The organism is Bradyrhizobium sp. (genome assembly GCF_027307225.1).
Taxonomy (GTDB): domain Bacteria; phylum Pseudomonadota; class Alphaproteobacteria; order Rhizobiales; family Xanthobacteraceae; genus Bradyrhizobium.
In genome coordinates, this window is the sequence record NZ_DAHUXJ010000025.1 from 1 (window position 1) to 24,802 (window position 24,802).

Annotated in this window: 24 protein-coding genes and 1 other RNA gene; 19 read left to right on the plus strand and 6 right to left on the minus strand. The window is 62.0% G+C overall.

What is annotated here, in order from left to right:
• Positions 1 to 284 precede the first annotated feature (284 nt).
• The 3 genes from M6D32_RS04350 (at position 285) to M6D32_RS04360 (ending at position 1,367) form a co-directional block, all read left to right on the plus strand.
• Positions 285 to 737, plus strand: a complete 453-nt coding sequence (locus tag M6D32_RS04350; protein WP_298253730.1) for a hypothetical protein — start codon at positions 285 to 287, stop codon at positions 735 to 737.
• Positions 737 to 967 carry a hypothetical protein gene (locus tag M6D32_RS04355; RefSeq protein WP_298253732.1) on the plus strand — a complete coding sequence of 77 codons (231 nt, stop codon included), beginning with the start codon at positions 737 to 739 and terminating at the stop codon, positions 965 to 967. The genes M6D32_RS04350 and M6D32_RS04355 overlap by 1 nt, the downstream gene beginning before the upstream one ends.
• A 202-nt stretch (positions 968 to 1,169) precedes the next feature.
• Positions 1,170 to 1,367 (plus strand): hypothetical protein, encoded by a 198-nt coding sequence (locus M6D32_RS04360; RefSeq protein ID WP_298253734.1) that lies wholly within the window; start codon positions 1,170 to 1,172, stop codon positions 1,365 to 1,367.
• Positions 1,368 to 1,380: 13 nt separating this feature from the next.
• Here M6D32_RS04360 and M6D32_RS04365 read toward each other — a convergent pair whose 3' ends face one another.
• Positions 1,381 to 2,853 (minus strand): sodium:solute symporter family protein, encoded by a 1,473-nt coding sequence (locus M6D32_RS04365; RefSeq protein ID WP_298253736.1) that lies wholly within the window; start codon positions 2,851 to 2,853, stop codon positions 1,381 to 1,383.
• Positions 2,850 to 3,425, minus strand: coding sequence for a DUF3311 domain-containing protein (locus M6D32_RS04370; RefSeq protein WP_298253738.1), 576 nt, complete (start codon positions 3,423 to 3,425; stop codon positions 2,850 to 2,852). Before M6D32_RS04370 ends, M6D32_RS04365 begins: the two co-directional genes overlap by 4 nt.
• Between M6D32_RS04370 and M6D32_RS04375 the strand changes: the two genes are divergently transcribed.
• From M6D32_RS04375 to M6D32_RS04395, 5 genes are all read left to right on the plus strand, one after another.
• Entirely contained in the window at positions 3,424 to 6,606 is a 3,183-nt protein-coding gene (locus tag M6D32_RS04375) for an adenylate/guanylate cyclase domain-containing protein (protein WP_298253740.1), read from the plus strand. The genes M6D32_RS04370 and M6D32_RS04375 overlap by 2 nt on opposite strands.
• 26 nt (positions 6,607 to 6,632) lie before the next feature.
• The gene (locus M6D32_RS04380; protein ID WP_298253742.1) at positions 6,633 to 8,189 is read left to right on the plus strand and encodes a hypothetical protein; all 1,557 of its coding nucleotides are present in this window, start codon (positions 6,633 to 6,635) and stop codon (positions 8,187 to 8,189) included.
• A gap of 1,005 nt (positions 8,190 to 9,194) precedes the next feature.
• Positions 9,195 to 9,355: non-coding RNA, 6S RNA (gene ssrS, locus M6D32_RS04385), on the plus strand.
• 217 nt (positions 9,356 to 9,572) lie between these two features.
• The gene (locus tag M6D32_RS04390) at positions 9,573 to 10,151 is read left to right on the plus strand and encodes a 5-formyltetrahydrofolate cyclo-ligase (RefSeq protein WP_298253744.1); all 579 of its coding nucleotides are present in this window, start codon (positions 9,573 to 9,575) and stop codon (positions 10,149 to 10,151) included.
• A 23-nt stretch (positions 10,152 to 10,174) separates the two neighbouring features.
• Positions 10,175 to 11,002: a TIGR00282 family metallophosphoesterase gene (locus M6D32_RS04395; protein WP_298253746.1), complete on the plus strand. Its 828-nt coding sequence runs from the start codon at positions 10,175 to 10,177 to the stop codon at positions 11,000 to 11,002.
• Positions 11,003 to 11,036: 34 nt separating this feature from the next.
• Here the strand turns inward: M6D32_RS04395 and M6D32_RS04400 are convergent, their stop codons facing one another.
• Together M6D32_RS04400 and M6D32_RS04405 are read right to left on the minus strand one after the other, a co-directional pair.
• On the minus strand, positions 11,037 to 12,461 hold the full coding sequence (locus tag M6D32_RS04400) for a methyl-accepting chemotaxis protein (RefSeq protein WP_298253748.1): 1,425 nt from the start codon (positions 12,459 to 12,461) through the stop codon (positions 11,037 to 11,039).
• Positions 12,462 to 12,527: 66 nt separating this feature from the next.
• On the minus strand, positions 12,528 to 14,285 hold the full coding sequence (locus M6D32_RS04405) for a methyl-accepting chemotaxis protein (RefSeq protein ID WP_298253860.1): 1,758 nt from the start codon (positions 14,283 to 14,285) through the stop codon (positions 12,528 to 12,530).
• A 199-nt stretch (positions 14,286 to 14,484) separates the two neighbouring features.
• Here M6D32_RS04405 and M6D32_RS04410 point away from each other — a divergent pair, with 199 nt between their 5' ends.
• The 8 genes from M6D32_RS04410 (at position 14,485) to M6D32_RS04445 (ending at position 20,257) form a co-directional block, all read left to right on the plus strand.
• Complete coding sequence (locus tag M6D32_RS04410; RefSeq protein WP_298253750.1) at positions 14,485 to 15,231, plus strand: YebC/PmpR family DNA-binding transcriptional regulator; 747 nt, start codon at positions 14,485 to 14,487, stop codon at positions 15,229 to 15,231.
• Between the two features lie 82 nt (positions 15,232 to 15,313).
• Positions 15,314 to 15,841: a crossover junction endodeoxyribonuclease RuvC gene (gene ruvC / locus M6D32_RS04415; RefSeq protein WP_298253752.1), complete on the plus strand. Its 528-nt coding sequence runs from the start codon at positions 15,314 to 15,316 to the stop codon at positions 15,839 to 15,841.
• Positions 15,838 to 16,455 (plus strand): Holliday junction branch migration protein RuvA, encoded by a 618-nt coding sequence (ruvA, locus tag M6D32_RS04420; protein ID WP_298253754.1) that lies wholly within the window; start codon positions 15,838 to 15,840, stop codon positions 16,453 to 16,455. Before ruvC ends, ruvA begins: the two co-directional genes overlap by 4 nt.
• A gap of 199 nt (positions 16,456 to 16,654) precedes the next feature.
• Positions 16,655 to 17,074, plus strand: a complete 420-nt coding sequence (locus M6D32_RS04425) for a cytidine deaminase (protein ID WP_298253756.1) — start codon at positions 16,655 to 16,657, stop codon at positions 17,072 to 17,074.
• Complete coding sequence (gene ruvB, locus M6D32_RS04430) at positions 17,071 to 18,117, plus strand: Holliday junction branch migration DNA helicase RuvB (RefSeq protein ID WP_298253758.1); 1,047 nt, start codon at positions 17,071 to 17,073, stop codon at positions 18,115 to 18,117. The genes M6D32_RS04425 and ruvB overlap by 4 nt, the downstream gene beginning before the upstream one ends.
• A gap of 114 nt (positions 18,118 to 18,231) precedes the next feature.
• Complete coding sequence (locus tag M6D32_RS04435; RefSeq protein ID WP_298253760.1) at positions 18,232 to 19,143, plus strand: metallophosphoesterase; 912 nt, start codon at positions 18,232 to 18,234, stop codon at positions 19,141 to 19,143.
• A 78-nt stretch (positions 19,144 to 19,221) separates the two neighbouring features.
• Complete coding sequence (gene ybgC / locus M6D32_RS04440) at positions 19,222 to 19,671, plus strand: tol-pal system-associated acyl-CoA thioesterase (RefSeq protein WP_298253762.1); 450 nt, start codon at positions 19,222 to 19,224, stop codon at positions 19,669 to 19,671.
• Positions 19,672 to 19,789: 118 nt separating this feature from the next.
• Positions 19,790 to 20,257 carry a nuclear transport factor 2 family protein gene (locus M6D32_RS04445; protein WP_298253764.1) on the plus strand — a complete coding sequence of 156 codons (468 nt, stop codon included), beginning with the start codon at positions 19,790 to 19,792 and terminating at the stop codon, positions 20,255 to 20,257.
• A gap of 135 nt (positions 20,258 to 20,392) precedes the next feature.
• Here M6D32_RS04445 and M6D32_RS04450 read toward each other — a convergent pair whose 3' ends face one another.
• Positions 20,393 to 21,037: a glutathione binding-like protein gene (locus M6D32_RS04450; RefSeq protein ID WP_298253767.1), complete on the minus strand. Its 645-nt coding sequence runs from the start codon at positions 21,035 to 21,037 to the stop codon at positions 20,393 to 20,395.
• 97 nt (positions 21,038 to 21,134) lie between these two features.
• On the opposite strand from M6D32_RS04450, the gene M6D32_RS04455 reads away from it, so the two are divergent.
• Positions 21,135 to 21,776, plus strand: a complete 642-nt coding sequence (locus M6D32_RS04455) for a TetR/AcrR family transcriptional regulator (RefSeq protein ID WP_298253769.1) — start codon at positions 21,135 to 21,137, stop codon at positions 21,774 to 21,776.
• Positions 21,777 to 21,792: 16 nt separating this feature from the next.
• Here M6D32_RS04455 and M6D32_RS04460 read toward each other — a convergent pair whose 3' ends face one another.
• The gene (locus M6D32_RS04460) at positions 21,793 to 22,764 is read right to left on the minus strand and encodes a glyoxylate/hydroxypyruvate reductase A (RefSeq protein WP_298253771.1); all 972 of its coding nucleotides are present in this window, start codon (positions 22,762 to 22,764) and stop codon (positions 21,793 to 21,795) included.
• A gap of 117 nt (positions 22,765 to 22,881) precedes the next feature.
• Between M6D32_RS04460 and M6D32_RS04465 the strand changes: the two genes are divergently transcribed.
• Together M6D32_RS04465 and M6D32_RS04470 are read left to right on the plus strand one after the other, a co-directional pair.
• The gene (locus tag M6D32_RS04465) at positions 22,882 to 23,250 is read left to right on the plus strand and encodes a YciI family protein (RefSeq protein WP_298253773.1); all 369 of its coding nucleotides are present in this window, start codon (positions 22,882 to 22,884) and stop codon (positions 23,248 to 23,250) included.
• Positions 23,247 to 24,512 (plus strand): RNA polymerase sigma factor, encoded by a 1,266-nt coding sequence (locus M6D32_RS04470; protein ID WP_298253775.1) that lies wholly within the window; start codon positions 23,247 to 23,249, stop codon positions 24,510 to 24,512. The genes M6D32_RS04465 and M6D32_RS04470 overlap by 4 nt, the downstream gene beginning before the upstream one ends.
• Positions 24,513 to 24,802 lie beyond the last annotated feature (290 nt).

A 24,802-nucleotide genomic window follows, 5' to 3' on the forward strand; every position in this document is an offset into this window, starting at 1 on the left:
ACTAGTGCTCCGATTCCGAAGTTCGTATCATATTGCGGCTCCACGTTTACGAACTTCGGAATCAAAGGAGCACTAGCCAATTATATGATTCTAGTGCGGTTTAGAATTTGAAGTTCCTATGACGAGGTCGCCGCGAAACTGATAGGAACTTCAAATTCACCGCACTAGCAACCATTTCGCCTCTCGGATATTCTTCCTAGATCGTCGGCAGTACTCCGTTTCGTGGGCGCCGGTGGCTGAGAGACCCGATAGCGCTCCCGCCTGCATCGACAGGGAGCGGTAACATGTCGTCAAGACTCCGCACGGTCCAATTTTCCAACATGGAGCAGGATGTCCGTCACCTTGCGCTGGTGAGGGCAAGCATTGCGCGCGGTCGCAAGGTACTCGCGGACAATCCTCCGCCCGGGGCCTTTGCAGGCCGCAGGATCGAGGTGCCGATCGCCGGAGCGTCCAACGGCGATGACGAGAACATCCTTGTCGGCGAAACAACGATCATGAACCGCAAACTCGAGCAGCGACATCTCGCTCAGGCCGATGCACACATCGCCGCAGCCAAACGTCTTATTTCGGAGCAAACGGCGAGGGTCGAAAAGCTGCGCCGCCATCGCCACGACATCAGGCTCGCGGAAGAAACCCTGAGAGCATTTGAAGTCAATTTGCAGACGCTGTGCGAGCACCGCGAAGTGATTGTCATGACCATCGAACAGATGGATCGCGACTTGCAGGGGGCACGGTGATGCCGCGGTATTTTTTCGACGTCCACAATATCTTTGCGAGTGCGGACGAAACCGGTCAGGAATTGCCGAACGATGAGGCGGCCTGGCACGAGGCCACGGTCTTTGCTGGCGAGATATTCAAGGACATGGACGGCAACATTCGTCCGGGTCAGGACTGGGCGGTAAACGTGACCGATCGGGACCGGAATCCGATCTTTGACATCCGCATCAACACCAGGAAGCTGCGATAGCGCAGCCATGGATTGTTGATCTTGTCCGTGCTGTTCGGGGCTCGATGCCACCGCCCTGAATTGAAGGGAACATTGGGCCAAGTCTGACTTAGCAACGATCCGCGTCGCGGATCGTTAGGGATCATCACCGCACCGCCCGTGGTATCCATCGGTGATGAGAACGCCGGTTGCGCTCCCGCCCACTCGAGCAAGGAGCCGCGCCATGACAGAGCGGCGTCGTTTCCAGCACACCATTTCGCTGAAGGATCGGCTCGTCTCGTTCGCGGAAGAAGCGAGGGAGAAAGCGAAGTTACTCACCGGCAACGAACGGGACGACCTCCTGAAGAAAGCCCGTCAGGCCGAGACGGCAGCCAACATCAACGACTGGGCCAACTCGCCCGGACTGCGGCCGCCAAAGTAGGGCCCGGCCAATTTCAGATCTTTTCAGCGGCCGCGTGGGCCGGCGCCGCGGCGCCCCGCGTCGCCAGGCTGACCACGACCAGCACCACGACGTTCACGACCAGCGCAACGATGCCGATGTTGAGGTCCTGGATCTCCGGCGGCAGCCACGACAGGTTATGGAAGTTCGCCCCGGTCAGGCTGACGACGGCAACGGTGGCGACGCCGGCGACAATGCCCGCACCGGCGCCCTCGCGCGTTGCGAAATTACGCGGTGCGAGGCTGAGCACGAGCGAGGGAAACAGTTGGGTCACGAAGCTGTAGCCCATCAGCAGAAGGGCCACGATCGTCGTTCCACCCTTCAAGGTAAAGATGACGGCAACCAGCGCCACAACCGGTACCAGCAACTTCGCAAGCTGCGATACCTGGCGGTCGTCGGCCGACGGATTGACGGCGCGATAGAGGTTATTGGCGATCAAGGTCGCCGCCGTCATCAGGATCATCGAACCCGGCACCAGTGCGGTCAGCACGCCGGTTGCGCCGATCACGCCGACGAACCAGGGATCGAATGTCTTTGCCGACAGCTTGAACAGCGCGAGGTCGATGTCGGGGCCGGAGAGCCCGGGAACCTGCAAGGTTGCGGCAAAGCCGACAAAAAACACGAACAGCAGGATCAGTTGATAGAGCGGCAGAAAGATCGCGTTCTTGCGGATCACTTTGGCGCTTTTGGCGGTGTAGATCGAAGCGAACGTGTGCGGCCACATGTAGAAGCCAAGCGCGGTGAGCAGCACGGTCGAGGAGAACCACCACAGGCTCTGTCCGTGCGCAGCGAACACGGTGAAACCCGGCTTCGCCTTGTCGATCGCCGCGAACATCGGCTCCAGCCCGCCGTAATAATGAGTGGGCAGATAGATGCCGAGGAAGACCACAACGCCAAGGATCATGATGTCCTTGGCGACCGAGGTCCAGGCCGAACCGTGCACGCCCGACATCATGACGTACGCGGCGACGACGGCGGCGCCGATCCAGATCGCTACCGTCGAGGAAATCGCGCCATAGCCGGCGATCTCGACGATGATGCCGAGCCCCTTGAACTGGAGTACGAGATAGGGAATCAGCGCGACGATATCGACGAGCGCGACCAGGACGCCGAGTGTGGAGCTATCGTACTTCCGCACGAAGAAATCGGACTGGGAGTAAAGCCGGTGTTCCTTCGCGTAGCGCCAGATCGGCGGCAGCATGAAGTAGGACAGCACATAAGCCAGCGTGCCGTAGCAGAGAATGTAATAGGCCGGTGCGCCCTTGCCGTAGGCGAAGCCGCTGCCGCCGAGGAAGGTAAAGGTGGTGTAGATTTCCCCGGCGAGGAGCAGGAACACGAAGATCGCGCCGAAGCCGCGGCCGCCGACCGTCCATTGCTCGAGGTTCATGTCCTTGCCGCGCCGGGCAAGAAAACCCAGCAGCAGCGCCAGCAGCGCTGCGGCGGCGATAAAGGGCAGTGCGCCGCTCATGGTTCATCCTCCCGATTGACCGGATCGGCCGCGTAGATCACGGCCATGATGAGGGAAGTGATCAGAATCCACGCCACGATCCATGCCAGCAGGAGCGGCAGACCGAGGACAAACGGCTCCGCCTTGTTGACGAAGAACGGACCGATAATGAGTGCGATAAACGGGATGACGGCAAGCCAGCGAATGCTGCGCATGGCGGGAACTCTCGATGAGAGCCTCTCTTCATCGAGAAGGCTTTCGCAAAGAATGCAGGGAAAATCAGCGTCAGGCAATCCCGTCAGAAGTTTTGCACGGCCGGATTTCGTCGCTCTCTCGCGCGCGCAGCGCAACATTCTCCTTGCGCCGTCGCGTTCTTTGCCACGCATTGCGATTGCGCCGCAGCCGGCGAGGCGACCATTGTGCCCGCAGAACTGCCACCTGCCGGCACGGAACGCCACCGCATTGTCGACTTGTGAACGTTGGCCGAGCCCAAGGAACATCCCTGCCGCTGCTCGAATCCGAAAGTCCTGTACCCGGTGTACTGCGGATGTGCCAGAATACCTTTTTGAAAGCCGGCAGGGTTCTGATTGCATGAGTGATCTTCGCGAGTGGCTGCGTACGAATAATCTGGAGCAGTATGCGGCCGTGTTCGAAGCGAACGATATCGGCCTCGATATCCTGTCCGAACTCGATGACCACGATCTCGAAAGGCTGGGGCTTTCGCTCGGCAACCGCCGACGGCTTTTGAAGGCCATTGCAGCGCGCAATATTTCGGCAGAGGCGACCGCGTCAGGTGAGAGATCGCTGGAGGCGGGAGAATCCGGCGATGCCGAGCGACGGCAGGTGACCGTGATGTTCACTGATATGGTCGGCTCCACGGCGCTTTCGGCGAAGCTCGATCCGGAGCTGCTTGGCGGCGTGATCCGGCGATATCAGGATGCGGTTGCCGGCGTGATCGGTCGTTATGGCGGCTTCGTTGCCAAATTCATGGGCGATGGCGTGTTGGCCTATTTCGGCTTTCCTTCCGCCTTCGAGGATGCGGCTGAACGCGCCGTCCGTGCCGCCATCGGCATCCTGGCCGAAGTCCACGATATCGAAATGCCCGATGGCGCGCGCGTGCAAGCCCGCATCGGTATTGCCACCGGCCTCGTCGTGGTCGGCGAGATCATCGGTACCGGCATGGCGCAGGAGCGGACCATCGTCGGTGAAACGCCCAATCTTGCCGCGAGGCTGCAGGCGCTGGCCACGCCAGACTCCATCCTCGTCAGCGGGTCGACGCAGAAGCTGATAGGCGGCTTGTTCGAACTTACCCACACCGGCGAACACGAGTTGAAGGGGTTGAGCCCGGTGCCGGTTTGGCAAGTGCGCGGTGAAGCCTCGATCGAAAGCCGCTTTGCCGCGAGCCGTGCCGGACGTCTGCCGCTCATCGGCCGAGCTCACGAGATGGGCCTGATGAGCGAGCGCTGGCATCTGGCCCGGCAGGGCGAAGGCCAGATCCTGACGCTGATCGGTGAAGCTGGCATCGGCAAATCGCGGGCTATCGAAGCGCTGCTGGAAGAACTCGCAGGCGAGCCGCACGCGCGCATCAACCTGCAATGCTCGCCCTATCACGGCGATAGCGCGCTTTACCCGGTGCTCCAGTATCTCAACCGGGTTGCCGCGATCGCGCCTGCGGATTCGCCGGATATGCGCGCCGAGAAACTCCGCGCGCTGCTTGCGGCACGAAGGATCGTCGATCCGGCCGCACTGCCGCTGCTGGCCGAGCTGTTGTCGATTCCGCTCGCTGAGACAATTCCCGCCGCATCGTCACCGTCGCAACGCAAGGCTTCAATTCTGGCGTTGATCGTCCAGATTCTGGCTCGGGCCGGCGATGATGATCCGCTGCTGATCGTGCTGGAAGACGCTCACTGGATAGACGCGACCACGCTCGAGATGATGACGCGGTTGACCGACAGCATCCATCGCGCTCGCCTGCTCGTCGTGGTGTCGGCTCGGCCGGATTTCACGCCTCCGTGGCTGGCAAGGTCCCATGCAACGCTGATCACGCTCGGACGCCTGGGCCGATCCGAATGCATGCAGGTGGTCTCAAGCGTCGCCACCGCGCATGGGCTCGCTACCGACACGATCGCCGCGATTATCGCCAGGACCGACGGGGTACCGCTGTTCGTCGAGGAGCTCACCCGAAGCGTCATGGAATCGACGGGCGAGGACGCGGCGGTGCCGGCGACGCTGAAGGACTCGCTGATGGCGCGCCTCGACCGCCTTGGCGGCGCGCGCGAGATAGCCCAGACCGCCGCCGTGATCGGCCGGCAATTCACCTTCGCCTTGCTGGAAGCTGTCGCCGGCAAGAATGCCGACGAGCTTGAAAACCTGCTCGCCAAGCTGGTCGCGGCCGGAATCGTGTTTCCCGAGGAGGACAGCCTTGGGCGGAGCTTCAGCTTCAAGCACGCATTGGTGCGCGATTCCGCCTATGAAAGCCTGTTGATGACACGTCGTCGCGAATGGCACGGGCGTGTTGCACAGGCATTGGAGCAACGCTTCACTGATGTTGCCGCCAACGAGCCTGAGTTGCTTGCCTATCATTTCGGCGAGGCCAGGCTGTGCCAGTTCGCTTGCAAATACCGCATCCGCGCCGGCGATCAGGCCGTAAGCCGCTCGGCCTATGCCGAAGCGATCGCGCATTTTACCGCGGGCCTTGAACTTGCGAAGGCGCTGCCACCAGCGGAAGGCCTGCGGCGGCAATTGGAGTTCTGGCTGAAACTTGGTGCGGCGTCGGTCGTCACCCACGGCCTGCAAAGCCAGGAGGCCGAAAACGCCTACAGCAACGCCAGCGAAATTGGCGCCGAACTCGGCGACGGCCCCGCTTCTTTCCAGGCCAAGTGGGGCCTCTGGATCAACGCCAATCTGCGTCGCAAGACGGCGCTTGCGCGCGATCGCGCCCGCGAACTGGTTTCGCTCGCGCAAGGTTCGGGCGATCGCGAACTGCTGCTCGAAGCCTATCATTGCCAGTTTTCAACGGCCTATTTTCGCGGCGATGCCAGGGGTGCGGTCGAAGGCGGCCGGCAGGTCATTGCGCTGTATGACATGGCGCAGCATCGGCACCTGGCGCACGCGTTCGGCGGCCATGATCCCGCCGTTTGCGCACACATCCAGTGCGGCAACTCGCTTCGGTTGCTGGGCGAAGAACAACAGGCAATACCGTATTTTGCGCAGGGCTTGGCCCTCGCCGAAGCGATCGATCACCCTAACAGCCTCGCGCACGGGCTGCACAACGCGGCCATCGGCTATCAGCTCGGAGGCGATCGCGGGGCGACGCACGCAGCGGCGTATCGCGCGGCTGAGTTGGCCGACAAGTTCGGTTTGCCGCCATGGCGGGCCAGCAGTCTGATCCTGGTCGGATGGGCGACGGCAACCGGCGCATCCGCAGCCGACGCCGTACGGTTGATCGACGCCGAGATCGCCAAGGCGACTGCGGCCGGCCCACTGCCGCAGTACTATCGAGGCGTTGCGGCAGAAGTGCTGCTGGCGGTTGGCCGGCAAACGGACGCGCTCAGTCATCTTGATCGCGCAATCGCGGGCATCGACGAAGCCGGCATCGGCGTCTACCTGCCCGAAATCTATCGTTTGCGAGGTCAATGCCTGCTGGCCCTCGACCGTCGCAACAAGGCTGAAGCGCGAGCCGCCTTTGCGACGGCTATCGACATCGCAAGGTGCCAGGGCGCAGCCATCTTTGAGCGTCGCGCCCAGGCTTCATTGTCCGAGGTTGCGACATAGGACGAGCGGTACAGAGAATTTCGTCAATGCTCCGCTTTTTCATTCCAATCCGTCCGCACCTTCGTGGGATAGCCGTCGCCGTCGCGTTCTTTGCCACGCATTGCGATTGCGCCGCAGCCGGCGAGGCGACCATTGTGCCCGCGGAGTTGCCGTCGGTCGGCACGATCGACGAACGCTTTCAATCCTTCAACATTGAAATGGTCGAGGTGACGGGTGGGCCGTTCTGGAGGCCCTACGCGGCCGCAGATAGCGTGACGAAGCCTGACGAAGCGGCACGATCAGCCACGCCCAGGAAAACGAATGAGAAATTCGATCTGGTTTCGAACCGATCGCCGATTGATCTCGCAAGCCCGTTGCTGCGGAAATTCGCCTCCGCCCTGTCGCCGGCCTACCTGCGCGTCAGCGGTACCGCTGCCAACTCGACATTCTTTGCCGGATCGGACAGCACGCTGTCCCGTGCACCGGCCGGATACAAGGGCGTGTTGACACGCCGCCGGTGGCGCGACGTGATCGATTTTTCGAAGGCGGTTGACGCGCCGATCGTGACATCCTTTGCCATCAGTCCGGGCACGCGCGATGCAAAGGGAAAATGGAAGCCCGATCAGGCGCGAAAAATTATTTCTGCAACCCGCGCGGCCGGCGGCCACATCGCAGCAGTCGAATTCATGAACGAGCCGGATCTGCCCGCGATTGGCGGTGCGCCGGCCGGCTATGGCGCAAGCAACTTCGCGGCGGACTTTTCCGTATTTCACGCTTTCATGAAACACGCGGCGGGCGATGTGATGATCCTCGGACCGGGCACCATCGACCGCTCGTCGGAGGCAGCGGATCTGTTTCAGGCTGTGGCGCCTCGCATCGACGCCGTTTCATATCATTACTATGGCGCGCTATCGGAGCGCTGCGCGGGCGGGCAGACGGCCGATGCCGCGTTGTCGGAAGAATGGCTCTCCCGTACCGATCAGACATTGGCGTTTTATCGAGGGCTGCGCGACCGCGCGGCGCCGGGCAAGCCGATCTGGCTCACCGAGACGGCGGAAGCCGCCTGCGGTGGAGATCGATGGAGTTCGACGTTTCTCGACACCTTCAGATATCTCGACCAACTCGGACGGCTGGCAAAAGCCGGCGTGCAGATCGTGATGCACAATACGCTGGTCGGCAGCGACTACGGCCTTCTCGACGAGGCGACGTTCAAGCCGAGGCCGAATTACTGGGCGGCGCTGTTGTGGCGGCAATGGATGGGACGCCTGGTGCTCGAAGCCGGCGTGCCGGTCCGGCGAGGTCTGCACGTCTATGCACATTGCCAGCGGCGCGTGAGCGGCGGCGTGGTGCTGCTCATCATCAATAACGACCCGCAAAATTCGCAGGAGCTGGTGCTGCCGGTGTCTTCCATGCGGTTCACGCTCGACGCCCCGAGTTTGCAGAGTGCCGCCGTGCGCCTGAACGGCGCCGTACTAGCGGCAGAGGACGTCGACCGCTTGCCCAAGCTGGCCGGCTTGCCGGCGAGTGCCGGTTCGTTACGGTTCGCGCCGGCGACAATTACTTTTGTTGTGATCGCCGGTGCCGGAAATCGCAGCTGTAGCTAGTGCGGTGAATTTGAAGTTCCTATCAGTTTCGCGGTAATCTCGTCATAGGAACTTCAAATTCTAACCGCACTAGAATCATATAATTGGCTCGTGCTCCTTTGATTCCGAAGTTCGTAAACGTGGAGCCGCAATATGATACGAACTTCGGAAATCGGAGCGCTAGTGGAGTGGATTTGACACTCGCTACCCACCTAGCCGCGAATTCGCAATGCGAATGTTAGTATCGGACCACTAGTGCCGAAGCTTTGCATTGCATCCCCTCTTGGTGTGTCATTCCAACTGATAGCGAAGTAAGCCAGAATCTTCTCAAAGTCCCCCTTGCGCCGTCGGGCAAATCACCGCTAGGTCTTCGGGCGTCTCGCGCTCAACCAGGAGGGGCGTTGCGCATCGTCACGAACGTGGAGCGCGGGATACGATGGACGTGGCGGCGTCACAAGACGGGTGACGTCAGTCGCGGACGACGAAGCCGTGTGGTTCTGGCATCCCGATGCTGATGCCAAGTTGGCGCAATGCTTGCGCATTGCACCGGCGACGGTGACAAGAAAGCCGGTCACCGGGAAGAGCGCGGAATAAGTCGTAAACCGTCGTGCAGGGAATGCCGGATTGTCCTGGCTGACCTGTGGTAACTAACTCGTGTGCTTTATTACATTGCGCACGAGGCTGCGGGTGCAGTCAAACACCCGGCATTCCCTGCGCCCTCTGTTTTTCGGGGGGTGAGAGTTGGTAAAACCCGGGCTCGATCGTGCCGCGGCAATGCGCCCGTGTGGCCGAACGAAAGGGTTCATTGAATAACTCTCGTCATTCCGGGGCGCATCGAAGATGCGAACCCGGAATCCATTTCTCCCCGACATTCCAGCGGCGCGATGGATTCCGGGCCTGCGCTTTCGGCGCATCCCGGAATGACGGACGTTGGTTGTTTGACAATGTAAAAACATTAGAACGAGTCGGCGCATTCGCCCCTGCGGCCGCTGGCGGTTCGGCCGTATCGTTGTTACATTGGTTCCCGCGAGGCTGCGTCGCGCGTCAGGAGCCATATATCCCCGGGGCCTTATCGATCCTTTAGGGAACTGTCCCTGGCCGGGTCCGTGGATCCGGGCATATGGTGCCCACCTACTTTCGTAGGGAACTCCGGGATCGAGCGCTCCAACGGCGACCGCGGCTTCGCACTTTTCTTTTCCTTCCCGTGGCGTGATGGGGCGTTTGCGATGACTAGTGCTCCGATTCCGAAGTTCGTATCATATTGCGGCTCCACGTTTACGAACTTCGGAATCATAGAAGCTCTAGTGGTTTATTAATTTGAGTGCGGCCTCGAATTTGAAGTTCCTTTGATGGACTCGCGACAGGACCGAAAGGAACTTCAAATTCACCGCACGGAGCCAGCGCATGTCTGCACTTCCATCCAAAGCTGACTTGCGCAAACTCGCGCTCGATGCGCGTGACGCGATGGAAGCGGCCTCGCGCGCCGCCGCCGGCGAAAAGCTCGCCGCGCGCTCCCTGCCGTTTGAGATCGCGCCAGGCACCGTCGTCTCCGGCTATTCGCCGATCCGAAGCGAACTCGATCCGGTGCCGCTGATGCGGAAGCTCGCCGCTCAAGGCGCGAAGCTCGCGCTGCCCGCCGTGCTTTCCCGCGGCAAATCGCTGGTGTTCCGCGCGTGGGTAGTAGGCGATCGTCTCACCATGGGGCCGCTCGGCATTCTGGAGCCCTCGCCGGCCATGGCTGAACTCATCCCCGACATCATGCTGGTGCCGCTCGCGGCCTTCGATCGCCTCGGCCACCGCATCGGCTACGGCGCCGGTCACTATGACTATACACTGGCGCATTTGCGAAAAGTGAAGCCGATCACGGCCATTGGACTTGCCTTCGCCACCCAGGAAATAAAAGCCGTTCCCGCACTCGCGCACGACGTCGCGCTCGACTATGTGCTAACGGAAAAGAAAACGTTCGATTTTCGGAGCGTGTGAGCGGAGATACTTGGAGTGGATGAGTGAGGATACTTTTTGTCGGCGACGTGGTCGGCCGATCCGGACGTACGGCGGTGTCCGAACATCTTCCCGGGATGATCCGCAACTGGTCGCTCGATCTTGTCGTGGTCAACGGCGAGAACGCGGCCGGCGGCTTTGGCATCACCGAGGCGATCTATCAGGAACTGCTCGATGCCGGCGCCGACGCCATCACGCTCGGCAACCATTCCTGGGATCAGCGCGAGGCCCTGGTGTTCATCGAGCGCGCACCGCGCCTGATTCGCCCGGCGAATTTTCCGGCCGGCACGCCCGGCCGCGGCGCGGCGTTGATCGACACCAAGAGCGGCAAGCGCGCACTGGTCGTCAACGCCATCGGCCGGGTCTTCATGACGCCGTTCGACGATCCCTTCGCTGTTTTGGCGCGCGAGCTTGCGGCCTGTCCGTTGCGGGAAGCGGCGGACGCTGTCGTGGTCGATTTCCATGGCGAGGCGTCGAGCGAGAAGCAGGCGGTCGGCCATTTCTGCGATGGCCGCGCCAGCCTTGTGGTCGGCACCCACACCCATGTGCCGACCGCCGATTATCAGATCCTGTCGGGCGGCACCGCTTACATGACCGATGCCGGCATGACCGGCGACTACGACTCGATCATCGGCATGCAGAAGGATGAGCCGATCCGGCGTTTTACGTCGGGTATTCCGGCGTCGCGCTTTGAGCCGGCGATGGGAGTAGCGACGTTGAGCGGGATCGCAGTCGAGACCGATGACGCGACGGGCCTTGCGATGAAAGTCGCTGCCGTTCGCGCAGGCGGGAGGTTGTCGCCGGCGCTGCCGGATTTCTGGGCGAGCCGATAGATGGCCGCGGGCGGATCGTTCGCCGAGGTCGGCCTCAGCCTTGGCGGAAACCCAGGCGGAATGCGCCCCAGTGGCGTCCGCGGACGAATATCGGCGAGGAGGCGTCCTTCATCAGTACGAAATTGCCGCCGCCCATGTCGCGCCGGTAGGTCTGAAGCAGGAACGGCTTGGTGCTGGCCGCGACCTTTTTCACGGCGCGGTCGTTGAAGAGGCGCCGGTTGCGGCAGTTCGCATTGTTCCAGACCGGATCTTTTCCCTGCGGCAGGCGATAGTTGGGGTTATGCGTCGGCAGGTAGCCGCCCTTGGCCCAGGCCACGCAAAACACGATGCGCGGGTCGGATTTCTGGATCGGGTCCTGAACGGCGGGCAGCAGGCGATCGGTGAACTCGACATAGTTCGTCATGTACTGCTTGGGATCGGTGCCGGGTATCTCGCGGTAGTTTTCATCCATCAGGGCATCGAGCGTGATCTCGCCGCGCTGGACGGCCGCTTCAAAAATATCCGAGATCTGCCTGGCGGTCTCGACGACGACGCGGATCAACGGCGCGTCGGATGTTTCCACCCCGCTGTCGGCGATCGATGCGATGAGGTTTTCGGAGAGATCGAGCAGCTTGGTCACGCGCTCGTCGGCATGCTTGAGGTCGCTCGAGGAGAGATCGACGCCCTTGGCGAGGTTGCGCAGTTCCTCGATCACGGTGTCGCAGTGTCCGAGATTGGAAGTCGCCGCCTTTGCGACGCCGTCGATCTCCTGGCCGACCTTGTTGAAGCCGTCCTGGACACGGGTGATGATGGTCTGGATCTGTGTGGCGCCTTCGCTCGCGGTCTTGGCCCGCGACGAGGCTTCGCCACTCTCTCCGATCAGGTTTCCGAGCTGGCCATCGAGGTCGCGCACGGTGTCGCCGATCTGGTGGGTCGCCTGACGGGTCGCCTCCGCGAGACTCTTCACTTCGCTTGCGACCACCGCAAAGCCGCGGCCGGCCGTCCCTGCACGCGCCGCCTCGATGGTCGCATTCAGCGCCAGGAGATTGGTCTGCTTGGCGATCGCCTCGATCGAGGTCGAGACTTTTGCCACCTGCGCCAGCGCCGAAGAGACAGCACTGAGCCGCGTCTCGATCCGGTCGACCGATTCGACCAGTGCCGCAATATGCTTGACCGCAGCCTCGACGGCGCCCCTGGACTGGTTGATGTCTCCGACCGCCTCGGACGACGCCGACTGTACCGCCCGCGAGGCATCGGCAATGCCATGGTTGGCCGAGACCATCGTTTCCGCGGTCTTCTGCAGGTGCGTGAAAAGCTCCGATTGCGCCGAAACCCGGCTCGCGACCTCCTGCACATTGCCGGCGACGTCGGCAAGCTCGACCCCGAGCCCGCCGATCCGATTGCTGAGCTGATCGACCAGACGTTCGCTCTCCGATCGCTCGGGGAGACTTTCAGATCCTGCAAGTTTTGCGGCGGGCATCATCAAACCCCAACGTTTCGGCTCTCGTTCATCTTAAGCAACGCGCCTCAAATCCAGCAACGCGGCTTAAAGTCTATAGGCGGTACGAAAGCCGCCCCAGTGCTTCCCATTGACACGGATCGGCACGTCGATCTCGCGCATCATGACCGTGTTGCCGCCGCCCATGTCGCGCGCGTAGCTCTGGATCAGATAGGTGCGCTGGTTGCGGCCCGCGGCAAGCCCGGCCGTGTCATTGAAAATGCGGCGGTTGCGACTGTTGGCCGTGTTCCAGGCGACATCGCCCGCGCGCTGCGGGTGCGCGTAGATCTTGTTGTGCACCGGCAGGTAGCCATTGCGATCGATCGCAACGCAAAACACCATGCGCGGGTCTCTCGCCAGGAAAGTCTCCTGGAACGGCGGCAGCGCGCGATCGGCCCAGTCGAGGATGCGGGTGCGGTGCTGCACCGGGTTGGTGCCCGAAATCTCGGCATAGTCGGCGTCGAACAGGGCATCCATCGAGACCGCGCCGCCGGCGACGGCCTGCTCGAACATCCGACAGAGCTGAACGCCGGCTTCCATCGCGCGGGTGACGAACTCGGTGTTCTCGTCATGAATCGACCAAAGCTTGTCCTCGATCTTCTCGACGAGGGCCGCATCGTTGGTCATGAAGTCTGCCTGAACGCCCGCGCTCGAGCGTTCGCCGCTGCGGATCTTGCACGCGCCGATATCTTGAAGAGTAGCGCTGAGCGTCTGATTGAGCGGTATCCTGGCTGCTTCGCCACCGCCGATCAGGATGTTCTCGACGGAAATTTCATAAACCTGCGCGGTGAGGCGGCCTTGCGCGGTGTCGATCTCGATCTTCAGGTTGCATGGCAACTGCTCTCCCTTGCGACGGTCGGCGCGCATGTCGTGACCGAGCAGCACCGCGCAGCGGGATTTCAGCTTCTGCGCAAAGAGGGTGACGGCCTTGCCGGCATTGGAGACATGTTCGCGATGCTCCTCGGCTTCCTTCGCGGCATGATCGATCTCGGCAGCGCTGGAACCGACCGAAGCGATGAAGTTCGACGCGGTTGCGACGTTGTCGGTCATCTCATGCGTGATCCGGTTCTGCTCGGTCACCGCGCCATTGACGTTCTCGAAGACCGGGCGGATCTCCTGGATCGCCTGCGAAATCCGGTGTACGGCCTCGACCGATCCGGCGGCGTCCCGTTGCAGCGCGTCGATCTTCTTCTTGATCTCCTCGGTCGCATCCTGGGTCTGCACCGCCAGCGCCTTGACCTCGGATGCGACCACCGCAAAGCCGCGGCCGGCCGTGCCGGCGCGCGCCGCCTCGATGGTCGAGTTGAGCGCGAGCAGCGTCGTTTGCCTCGCGATCTGGGCGATCAGGTTGACGACATTGCCGATCGCGGCGGAGGATTCTTTCAGGCGGTCGACATTGGCGCTCGCCTGATCGGCGGCCGCGCTCGCCCGGTCGGCGAGCTTGCCGGCGTCGCGCACCTGCGATCCAATGCCTTTGGCCGATTCGGCGAATTTGTCGGCGGCCTGCGAGAAAATGGCCGCGGTATCCTGGGCTTCGCTCGATCGCACGCTCAGCGCATCGGTGCGCTGGCGGACGCTGGCAAGCGTGGCCGCGGTCGCCTCCGCGCCACCGGCAACGGAACTTGCCGCGCGTTCAAGCTGGCGAATCATGCCGCCAAGCTCGATTTCAAGCAGTTCGAGGATTTGCCGGACCGACTCGGCTTCCGAATGATCGTCTGCCTCCGTCACCGAAACCGGCTTCGCTGGGGACTCAGCGGCAGGCGCGGGCGGCGGGGGTGCAGCTTTCCGGAATAATCCAATCGCCATGATGAAGTTCTGGACCAGGTAGGGTGTCGGCCATCCTCTCACCGCGCCGTGAACTCATGGTTAACAAATGCCTGATTCGTGAGCACTTTCGCTACCATGTTACCAAAAACGCCGCCAAATCTTTGATTTCAGACAGTTAGAGGCCTATAAGGCCGCGCCTTTCACCCAATCACCGCTTTTCGACTTCCAGAGATCAGGCATGGCCGGACATTCCCAGTTCAAGAACATCATGCACCGCAAGGGGCGTCAGGATGCCCAGAAGTCGAAGCTGTTCGGCAAGCTCGCCCGCGAAATCACGGTCTCGGCCAAACTGGGAACGCCCGACCCCGCGATGAACCCGCGCCTGCGCGCTGCCGTGATCGCCGCGCGGCAGGAAAACATGCCAAAGGACAATATCGAGCGCGCGATCAAGAAAGCAATCGGCGGCGATAGCGAAAACTACGACGAGATCCGTTATGAGGGCTACGGCCCCGGGGGCGTCGCCGTGATCGTCGAGGTGCTGACCGACAACCGCAACCGTGCAGCCTCCGACATCCGCTCCTATTTCACCAAATCGGGCGGCAATCTCGGTGAAACCGGCGGGGTTTCGTTCATGTTCGATCGCACGGGCGTCGTCGAGTACGACGCCAAGGTGGCCTCCGACGACGCCATGCTGGAGGCGGCGATCGACGCCGGTGCCGACGACGTGGCGTCAAGCGAAAGTGGTCACGAAATCTACGCCTCGCAGGAGACTTTCCGCGACGTCGCGAAGGCGCTGGAGGCGAAGTTCGGCGAGGCGCGCAAGGCTGCGCTGATCTGGAAGCCGCAGAATACGGTCGCAGTCGACGACGATACCGGCGAGAAGCTGTTGAAGCTGATGGACCTTCTCAACGAGCATGACGACGTCCAGAACGTCTACGCCAATTTCGAGATTTCCGACGCACTGGTCGCCAAGATGGGTGGGTAGGCCCGTCCGCGCGCTCGATTGATCGTTGATCGCGAATTCCCTGTGCTAGGCGCGAATCTGCGGCATGGGGTATAAAATGGCCATGTCGTCCCAGCCGATTCGCTCACCCGTCCGCATCCTCGGCATTGATCCAGGCCTGCGCCGCACCGGCTGGGGAGTGATCGAGGTCGAGGGTAACCGTCTGCTTTTTGTAGGTTGCGGGTCGATCGAACCTCTGCGGGATTTGCCGCTGGCGAGCCGTCTGCTCGCCATTCACGAGGGGCTGGCTATGGTCCTCGGCGATTTTCGCCCCGCAGAAGCCGCGGTTGAACAGACCTTCGTCAACAAGGATGGCGTCGCGACCTTGAAGCTCGGCCAGGCCCGCGGGGTCGCCATGCTGGCGCCGGCGATGTTTGGAATTTCAGTTTCGGAATACGCGCCCAACCAGGTGAAGAAGACGGTGGTTGGCGCCGGGCACGCCGACAAGAACCAGATCATGGTGATGCTGAAAATTCTTCTTCCCAAGGCCGAGCCGAAGTCGGCTGACGCGGCCGATGCGCTCGCGATTGCGATCACGCACGCGCATCATCGCAGCAGCGCTGCGATGCGGCTGAAGGTGGCCAGCCTATGATCGGCAAGCTCAAGGGCCTGATCGATTCCTACGGCGAGGATTTTGTCATCCTCGATGTCGGCGGCGTCGGCTATCAGGTGCATTGCTCCTCTCGTACCTTGCAGGCGTTGCCGGCAGCGGGCGAGGCGGCGGTGTTGTCGATCGAGACCTATGTGCGCGAGGATCAGATCAAGCTGTTCGGCTTCAAGAGCGATGTCGAACGCGAATGGTTTCGTCTGTTGCAGACCGTGCAGGGCGTCGGCGCCAAGGTCGCACTCGCCGTGCTTGGTACGCTGCCGCCGCCGGATCTTGCGAACGCGATCGCGCTGCGCGACAAGGCGGCGGTGACGCGCACGCCGGGCGTCGGCCCCAAGGTCGCCGAGCGTATCGTCACCGAATTGAAGGACAAGGCGCCTGCCTTCGCCAATGTCGATCCGGCGCTGGTGCATTTGTCCGGCGCCATCGACGATTCCCGAGCGCCGCGCCCGGTAACGGATGCGATCTCGGCGCTGGTCAATCTCGGCTATGGCCAGCCGCAGGCGGCGGCCGCCATTGCAGCCGCTTCGCGCAGCGCCGGAGAAAAGGCCGAGACGGCACAGCTCATCCGGCTTGGTCTGAAGGAATTGGCGAAATAGGCTAGTGGAGTGGATTTGACATTCGTTACCAGCCTGGCCGCAAACTTGGAAAAGCGAATGTCAAATCCTAAACTCCACTAGATATATGTTCGCTGGTGGTCCTTGATTCTAACCCTCGCAAAGGGGACTGCTGAGGAGGGATGCGAATGTTAGAATCGGACCAATACCGTCGCCGGCCGAAGGAAATGCATCGTCGACCATGCTGACCAAAAAGGACAAGGAATTGATCGCCGCCGCCACCAAGGCGATCAGCGTTCGTTATCGCAATGACTGGCAGGAAGTCGGTGCGGCGATGCGCACGCGTGACGGCCGCATCGTGACCGGTGTGAATATCGATGCCTATATCGGCCGAATCGCCGTCTGTGCCGAAGCTATTGCGATCGGCCGTGCCATCACCGAGGGTGGTGACCATGGCATCGAGACCATTGTGGCCGTGCGTCATCCGAAACCCGACGAGCCCGGCAAGATCGCGGTGGTCTCGCCCTGCGGCATCTGCCGCGAACTGATCCACGACTATGACGCCAAGGCGCGGGTCATCGTGCCCGATAACGGCCGCACGCCCAAGGTGGTGAAGATCGGCGCATTGTTGCCGAACAAGTACCGGCGGGGCAACGAATGAACCCGCCGCGCATGGTCACACCGGAGCGCCGCACGGACGATGTCGGTGACACCGCGATGCGGCCGCAGCTGCTGTCCGAATTCGTCGGCCAGGCGCAGGCGCGCAAGAACCTCTCGATTTTCATCGAAGCGGCGCGCAAGCGCGGCGAGGCGCTCGATCACGTGCTGTTCGTCGGGCCGCCGGGTTTGGGAAAGACCACGCTGGCACAGATCGTCGCGCGCGAACTCGGCGTTGGTTTTCGCGCCACATCGGGCCCTGTGATCGCCAAGGCCGGCGAACTCGCCGCGCTTCTGACTAATCTCGAAGAGCGTGACGTGCTCTTCATCGACGAAATCCATCGCCTGAGCCCCGTGGTCGAGGAGGTGCTCTATCCGGCGATGGAAGACTTTCAGCTCGACCTGATCATCGGCGACGGTCCGGCGGCGCGCTCGGTCAAGATCGAACTCGCCAAGTTCACGCTGGTCGGCGCAACGACGCGCGCCGGCCTCTTGACCAATCCGCTGCGCGACCGCTTCGGCATTCCGGTCCGGCTGAATTTCTACACTGAAGAGGAGTTGGAAAAGATTGTCACTCGCGGCGCCCGCGTGCTCCAGCTCGGCATGACCGCCGACGGCGCCAACGAAATCGCGCGCCGCGCCCGGGGTACGCCGCGCATTGCAGGACGGCTGTTGCGGCGGGTGCGCGATTTTGCGTCGGCGGCGGATGCCGAATCGATCGATCGCAAGATCGCCGACACCGCGCTGAGCGCGCTGGAAGTCGATGCCGCGGGTCTCGATGCGATGGATCGCCGTTACCTCACGACCATTGCGATGAACTATGGCGGCGGACCGGTCGGTGTCGAGACGATGGCCGCCGCCTTGTCGGAGCCGCGCGACGCGATCGAAGACATTATCGAGCCCTATCTGATCCAGTGCGGCTATCTGCAACGCACCCCGCGCGGGCGCCTGTTGACCTCGCATGCCTTCCGCCATCTCGGCCTCGCGGAACCTGCGCGTGATCCATCGCAATTCGGATTGTTCGGTAACGACGACGAAGGCGCCTGAAGACCACCGCTTCTCGAAAGATTCAGTAACGTTACTGCGCAATATCTGCACAAGCGTTCCGCAATTCGGCTTTATTCTCGGGCCAGAAGCGGGCTGCCCCACCACTGGTCCCTAATGCTCTCTCGTCGCCATTTTCTGCGTACGGTTTCCGGCCTCTCGGTTGCAGGCGTTTCGACGGTCGCTTACGGATTTGGCGAGCCGGAGCTGCAGCTTCGCGTCACGCGGTATCAGCTTTCACCGCCGAAATGGCCAGCCGACTTCGGTCTCAAAATCGCGGTCATCGCCGACATTCACGCCTGCGATCCCTGGATGCCGCTCGATCGCATTCAGACGATTGTCGATCACACCAACGCGCTTGGCGCGGACGTGACGGTCTTGCTCGGCGACTATGTGGCCGGTCACCGCAATGTGACGCGGTTTATTCCGGACCACGAGTGGGCGTCCGTTCTTTCGGGACTCAAGGCGCCGCTTGGGGTGCACGCCATTCTCGGCAATCACGATTACTGGGAAGACCGCACCGTGCAACGCGAAGGCGAGGGCATGACGAAGGCCCGCCGCGCGCTCGAAGCCGCCGGCATTCCGGTCTATGAGAACGACGTGCAGCGCCTCAACAAGGCCGGCCGCCCTTTCTGGGTCGCCGGTCTTGGCGATCAACTGGCCTTTGCCTTCGCGCGCCGCTACGGCATCATCAGGCGAAAGGGCGTCGACGATCTCTCCGGCACGCTCAGCAAGGTGACGGACGACGCGCCGGTCATTTTGCTGGCGCATGAGCCGGATGTGGCGCATCGCGTCCCTTCGCGCGTCGCACTCCAGCTTTCCGGTCATACCCATGGCGGCCAGGTTCGGCTGATGGGCTGGTCGCCGGTCGCGCCGTCCGGGCAACGACTGGCCTATGGCCATGTCCGCATGAACTGCGATGTCATTGTTTCCGGCGGACTGGGCTGCAGCATCGTGCCATTCCGGCTCGGCGTGCCACCTGAGATCGTGCTGGTGACGCTGGGGAAGCCTGCGTCAGTTCTCTCGTAACTGTCGGGCATAGCTGGCCGTGCTTGCGCGCCAGGCCGATTTTGCGCAAAACCGTCACAAAGCCAAACGGGTGCGCAATTGACCTTACCCCATCTCGACGGCGAGATCCGCGACGGCCGCCATCACATGCAGATCCGCGTCTATTACGAGGACACGGATTTTTCCGGCATCGTCTATCACGCCAACTATCTGCGCTTCATGGAGCGCGGCCGCACCAACCATTTGCGGCTGATGGGTGCCGAGCAGCACGCGCTGTTTGCAGAGGCGGAGAGCGAAACGCCAAGCTTTGCCTTTGTCGTGCGCTCGATGAAGCTCGATTTCTTCAAGCCCGCGCGGATGGACGACGTGCTCGACATCGTGACCTGGCCGATCGCGGTGAAGGGCGCCTCGATCATGCTGGGGCAGCAAGTGCGGCGTGGTGCCGATGTGCTGGTTAGCGCGGAGGTGCGTGTCGCCTTCATCAGCGAGGGCAGGGCGCAGCCGATTCCGAAATCGATCCGTGCGCTGATGAAGGCCGATCTGGAATAGACATCATGTCGCGGAACATTGCCGATTGGCTCTCGCAATCGGCTGATAGGAAATCGGCCATCGAACTCGCTCGTTCGAAGCGGTAATCTCGCGGCAGTCCAAAAGCCGGGAGGTCATCATGTCGCGTCCGCCATTGCCGCCGTTCACCCGCGAAACCGCCGCGCAGAAAGCGCGCATGGCGGAAGACGCCTGGAATTCACGCGATGCTGAACGCGTCGCGCTGGGCTATACCGAGGACAGCCGCTGGCGCAACCGCTCGGAAGTCTTCGAAGGCCGCGCGACGATCGTCGCGTTTCTCAAGCGCAAATGGGCGAAAGAGCTCGACTATCGCCTGGTCAAGGATCTCTGGGCCTTCGACAACAACCGCATCGCGGTGCGCTTTCAATATGAATGGCACGATGCGAACGGCCAGTGGCACCGCTCCTATGGCAACGAGCAGTGGGAATTCAATGAGCATGGCCTGATGCACCGGCGGGAAGCCAGCATCAACGACATTGCGATTTCGGAAAAAGATCGCCGTTTCCACTGGCCCGCGCCGGGACCGCGGCCGGCCGATGTGCCGGGGTTGGGGGATAGTCCGTTCTAGGAAAGGCTGATTTGCGTTCCCCGAACACAGCGCAGCGCCCAGTGCTGCGCTGACGATCCGGGGTCCACGTCGCGGTCCCGGATCTGCGTTGCATCGTGAAGCCACGCTGCATCGCATCCGGGACAAGAGCGCTCCTTACGCCGCAGCCTTGTGCCTTGCGATTTCGGCCTTATACATTTCGAATTCCTCGGCGATCGCTTTTGCGACGCTGGGGCGCGCCCGCAGCCGCTCGTAATAGGCCTTCACTGCCGGCCACTTCGCGAGCTCAATCGGCGGTGTCGCCATGGTCCAATTGATGACGGTGACGAGATAGGCGTCGGCAACCGTGAAATGGTCGAGCAGGAATTCGCGCCCCTTGAGGTAGTTTTCGAGATAGTCGAGCCGGGAAAGCCCTTTCTCCAGCGTGTAGGCCTTGATTTCCGGCGGCGCTTTCCGGTCGAGCAGCGGTACGAACAATCCCTTGTGCAGCTCGGTGCCGATAAAGCAGAGCCATTGATGCAATCGGCTTCGATCCATGCTTGATGAGGTACCGAGGCCGGCTTCCGGGAAGCGGTCGGCGACATGCTGCAGGATGGCGGCGTTCTCGGTCAGCACCTGCCCGTCATCGGTGCGCAGCGTCGGCACCAGCCCGAGCGGGTTGATCTTGCGGAAATCCGATCCGTCGTTCTGCACCACCTTGGTCTTCGGATCGACTTCGAAATAAGTCGCCTCCTTGCCTGCCTCGTAGAGCGAAATGCGCGTCGCAAGTGAACAGGCGAGCGGTGAGAAATAGAGATCCATGGCGGCTCCTCGCGTTTTTGGCCCGTTGGAATTTCGAGCCAGTTGATTTTTATACTGTTTCGCATATTATAAATCAGGTCAACGAATTTCCTGCGAAATGGTACAAAAAAATAAAAGGCCGCCGGAAATCAAACAGGAAGCGCCCCGGCGCCGTGGGCGGCCGCGTGCCTATGAGCCCGAGGTCGCGCTCGGCAAGGCGCTTCGTTTGTTTCGGAAGGGCGGCTTTGCCGCGACCTCGCTTGATGATCTCAGCGCGGCGACAGGCATGAACCGGCCGAGCCTTTACGGGGCGTTCGGCGACAAGCGCGAGCTCTATATCAAGAGCTATGCACGTTACCGCGCCGATGCGCGTGCAGCGATGATCGAGATTTTCCGCGGTGACATGCCGATCCGCGAAAGGCTCAAGCGCATCTATGCGGCGGCGCTCGACATCTATGTTGCCGATGTCTCGGAACCGCAAGGCTGTTTCACCGTGATGACGGCGGCTTCCGAGGCGGTCGCCGATCCGGAGATCCGCGCCATGGTGCTGGACGGATTTGCCGAACTCGACAAGGCCTTCGCATCCTGTTTTCGTCGCGCCAAGGAAAAAGGCGAATTGCCGCCTTCCGCCGATCCGGTCGTGTTGGCGCAACTCGCCTCGGCTACCATCCACACCATCGCGATCCGCTCGCGGGCGCGCGTGCCTCGGAAGGAACTCGAGGCCATCGTGACCGGTGCGATTGCCGTGATGTGTGGATGACGCGATAACGCGCCTTCTAATATCCCCGTGTGGGGTCGACCAAATTTTCCAGCGGCAGGCCGGCCTCGAAGCGTGCGATCTGTTGCGCAACATATTTCGAGATTTCGTCCGGATCGGTGTCAGCGGCGTTATGCGGCGTCAGAACCACGTTCGGATGGGTCCAGAACGGACTGTCTGACGGCAACGGCTCGGTCGCATAGACGTCGAGCGAGATCGCGCCCAGCGTGCCGTCGTCAAGACACGATAGAATGTCGGCCTCATTCTGCAAGCCGCCGCGGCCGGCATTGATCACGACCGGCGCGCCGAGCGGGCTGGACCGGTTCAGCTTGGCGAAAAGCTCGCGGTTGAGGATGTGGCGCGTATCCGGCGTCAGCGGCAGCAGCGAGACCAGAATGTCGGTGCGGCGCAGGAACGCATCGAGCTGCGCCTTGCCGTGGAAGCATTCGACGCCATCGATCCGTTTGGGGCTATTGCTCCAGCCGACGACCTGAAAGCCGAGCCGCACCAAAACCTCGGCTGCGTCGGCTCCGAGCGTGCCGAGCCCGATGACCCCGACCGTGATCGCACCGGCCGGCCATTGATATTTCGGCGCCCACCGTTTCACCCGCTGGCTGTCGCGCAGGTAAAGCTCCTGACGGTGGTGCATCAGCACATGCAGCGCGACATATTCGGTCATGCGATGGGTGAGATCGCCGACCGAGACGCGCACCAATGGCACTTTCGGGAGCGTTTTATCCGCCATCAGCGCGTCGACGCCGGCGCCGAGGTTGAAAATGACCTTCAGGTTCGGCAATCCGGCCAATTCGCCCGGCACCGGCTTCCAGACCGCGGCATACTGAACGCTCGCCGGATCGCCGCCACCCTCGGCCGCGAGCCAGACCGGGCGGTCCGAGCACACCGCGTCAAACCTTCGTTTCCAGCGCGTCGGCGACCAGTTTTCGGTGCCGCCGTGGATCAATAGCGCCAGCGTCCCCTTTTTTGTCGTCATCTTGCCTCTCATCCCCAAACCCTATTCAGGCCTGTTTTCAGCACGAAAATTTTTCCGTAAGCAGTGTCGGAGTGGGGTTTGCCCAACCGTCCTTGGGGCACAAAGGAGCTTTTGCCTATGCTCTATGCCATACTTTGCTATCACGATGAGGATTTCGTCGGCTCCTGGAGCAAGGAGCAAGACGCCGCCGTCATGTCGAAGCTTGCCCTCGTCCAGAACAAGTTAAAGAAGGAAGGCCGGCTCGGCCCGGTCGCCCGTCTTTTGCCGACCACCGCGGCGACGACGCTGCGCAAGGACGACCCGCCGGTCGTGCTGGACGGCCCCTATGCCGAGACCAAGGAGCAGCTCCTCGGTTTCTACGTCATCGAATGCGAGAATCTCGATGCGGCGGTTGAGGTCGCGCGGGACCTCGGCGCGGCCAATCCCGGCGGTGCCTACGAGATCCGTCCCGTCGGCGTGTTCGACGCCGGAACGAGGGCAAAATGACCGACGTCGCCTGGATCGATGCTGCCATCACGTCGGCACGACCCCAGGCCGTCGGCGCCCTGCTGCGCTATTTCCGCAATCTCGATACCGCGGAAGAGGCTTTCCAGAATGCCTGTCTGCGAGCCCTGAAAAGCTGGCCGCAACACGGCCCGCCGCGCGATCCGGCGGCATGGCTGATCATGGTCGGCCGTAACGCGGCGATCGACGAGATGCGCCGTTCGAACAAGCAGGATGCGTTATCCGACGAGGCGGCCGTTTCCGATCTCGACGATGCCGAGCAGGAAATCGCCGACCGGCTCGATGGCTCGCATTATCGCGACGACATCCTGCGGCTCCTGTTCATCTGCTGTCATCCGGATTTGCCGGCGACGCAGCAGATCGCGCTCGCGCTTCGCATCGTCTCCGGCCTTTCGGTGAAGCAGATCGCCCGCGCCTTCCTCGTCTCCGAGGCGGCGATGGAGCAGCGCATCACCCGCGCCAAGACGCGTGTTGCCAGGGCCGGCGTCCCCTTCGAGACCCCGGGCGCGGTCGAACGCAGCGAGCGGCTGGCGGCGGTGGCCGCAATGATCTACCTGATCTTCAACGAAGGCTATTCCGCGAGCGGCGAGACATCCGAGATCAGGATGCCGCTGTGCGAGGAGGCGATCCGGCTGGCGCGGCTGTTGCTGCGCCTATTCCAGAGCGAGCCGGAGATCATGGGGCTGGCGGCGCTGTTGTTGTTGCAGCACGCCCGCGCGGCGGCGCGCTTTGATGCGAACGGCGAATTGGTGCTGCTTGAAGATCAGGACCGCACGCTATGGAATCAGAAATTGATCACTGAAGGCGTCGCGCTGATCGACAAGGCGATGCGGCATCGCCAATCGGGGCCATACCAGGTGCAGGCGGCGATCGCGGCGCTGCATTCGCGCGCGGCAAAGCCTGAAGATACCGACTGGGCGCAGATCGATCTGCTCTACGGCGCGCTCGAGGTGATGCAGCCGTCGCCGGTGGTCACGCTCAACCGTTCGGTCGCGGTATCGAAGGTTCGCGGGCCGGAAGCTGCGCTCGAGATGATCGAGCCGCTGGGCGATCGGCTCTCGAATTATTTTCATTATTTCGGCGTGCGCGGCGCCTTTCTGCTTCAACTCGGCCGCAATGACGAAGCGCGGGTGGCGTTCGACCGCGCCATTGCGCTCGCCAACACCTCGGCGGAAGCCGCCCACATCCGCATGCATCTCGACCGCCTGATGCGCGACAGCAAGCCGCCAGTGGTCCGATTTTGACATTCGCATTCCGAATTCGCGGCCGGTGGGGCGCGAATGTCAAATCCGCTCCACTAGAGCTCCGATTCCGAAGTTCGCAAGCTATTGCGGCCCCTCCGATGCGAACTTCGAAATCAAAGGAGCTCTAGCAACTTATTGTTTTGAGTAGCGGCTTTGAATTTGAAGTTCCTATAACGAACTCACGGCGAAACTGATAGGAACTTCAAATTCGCCGCGCTGGCACGGCTGCGGCAAAAAGCAAAAAATAATTCGAGAACGTTGTCGGTCTGCCGTCCCCCCGTTCGTCAATA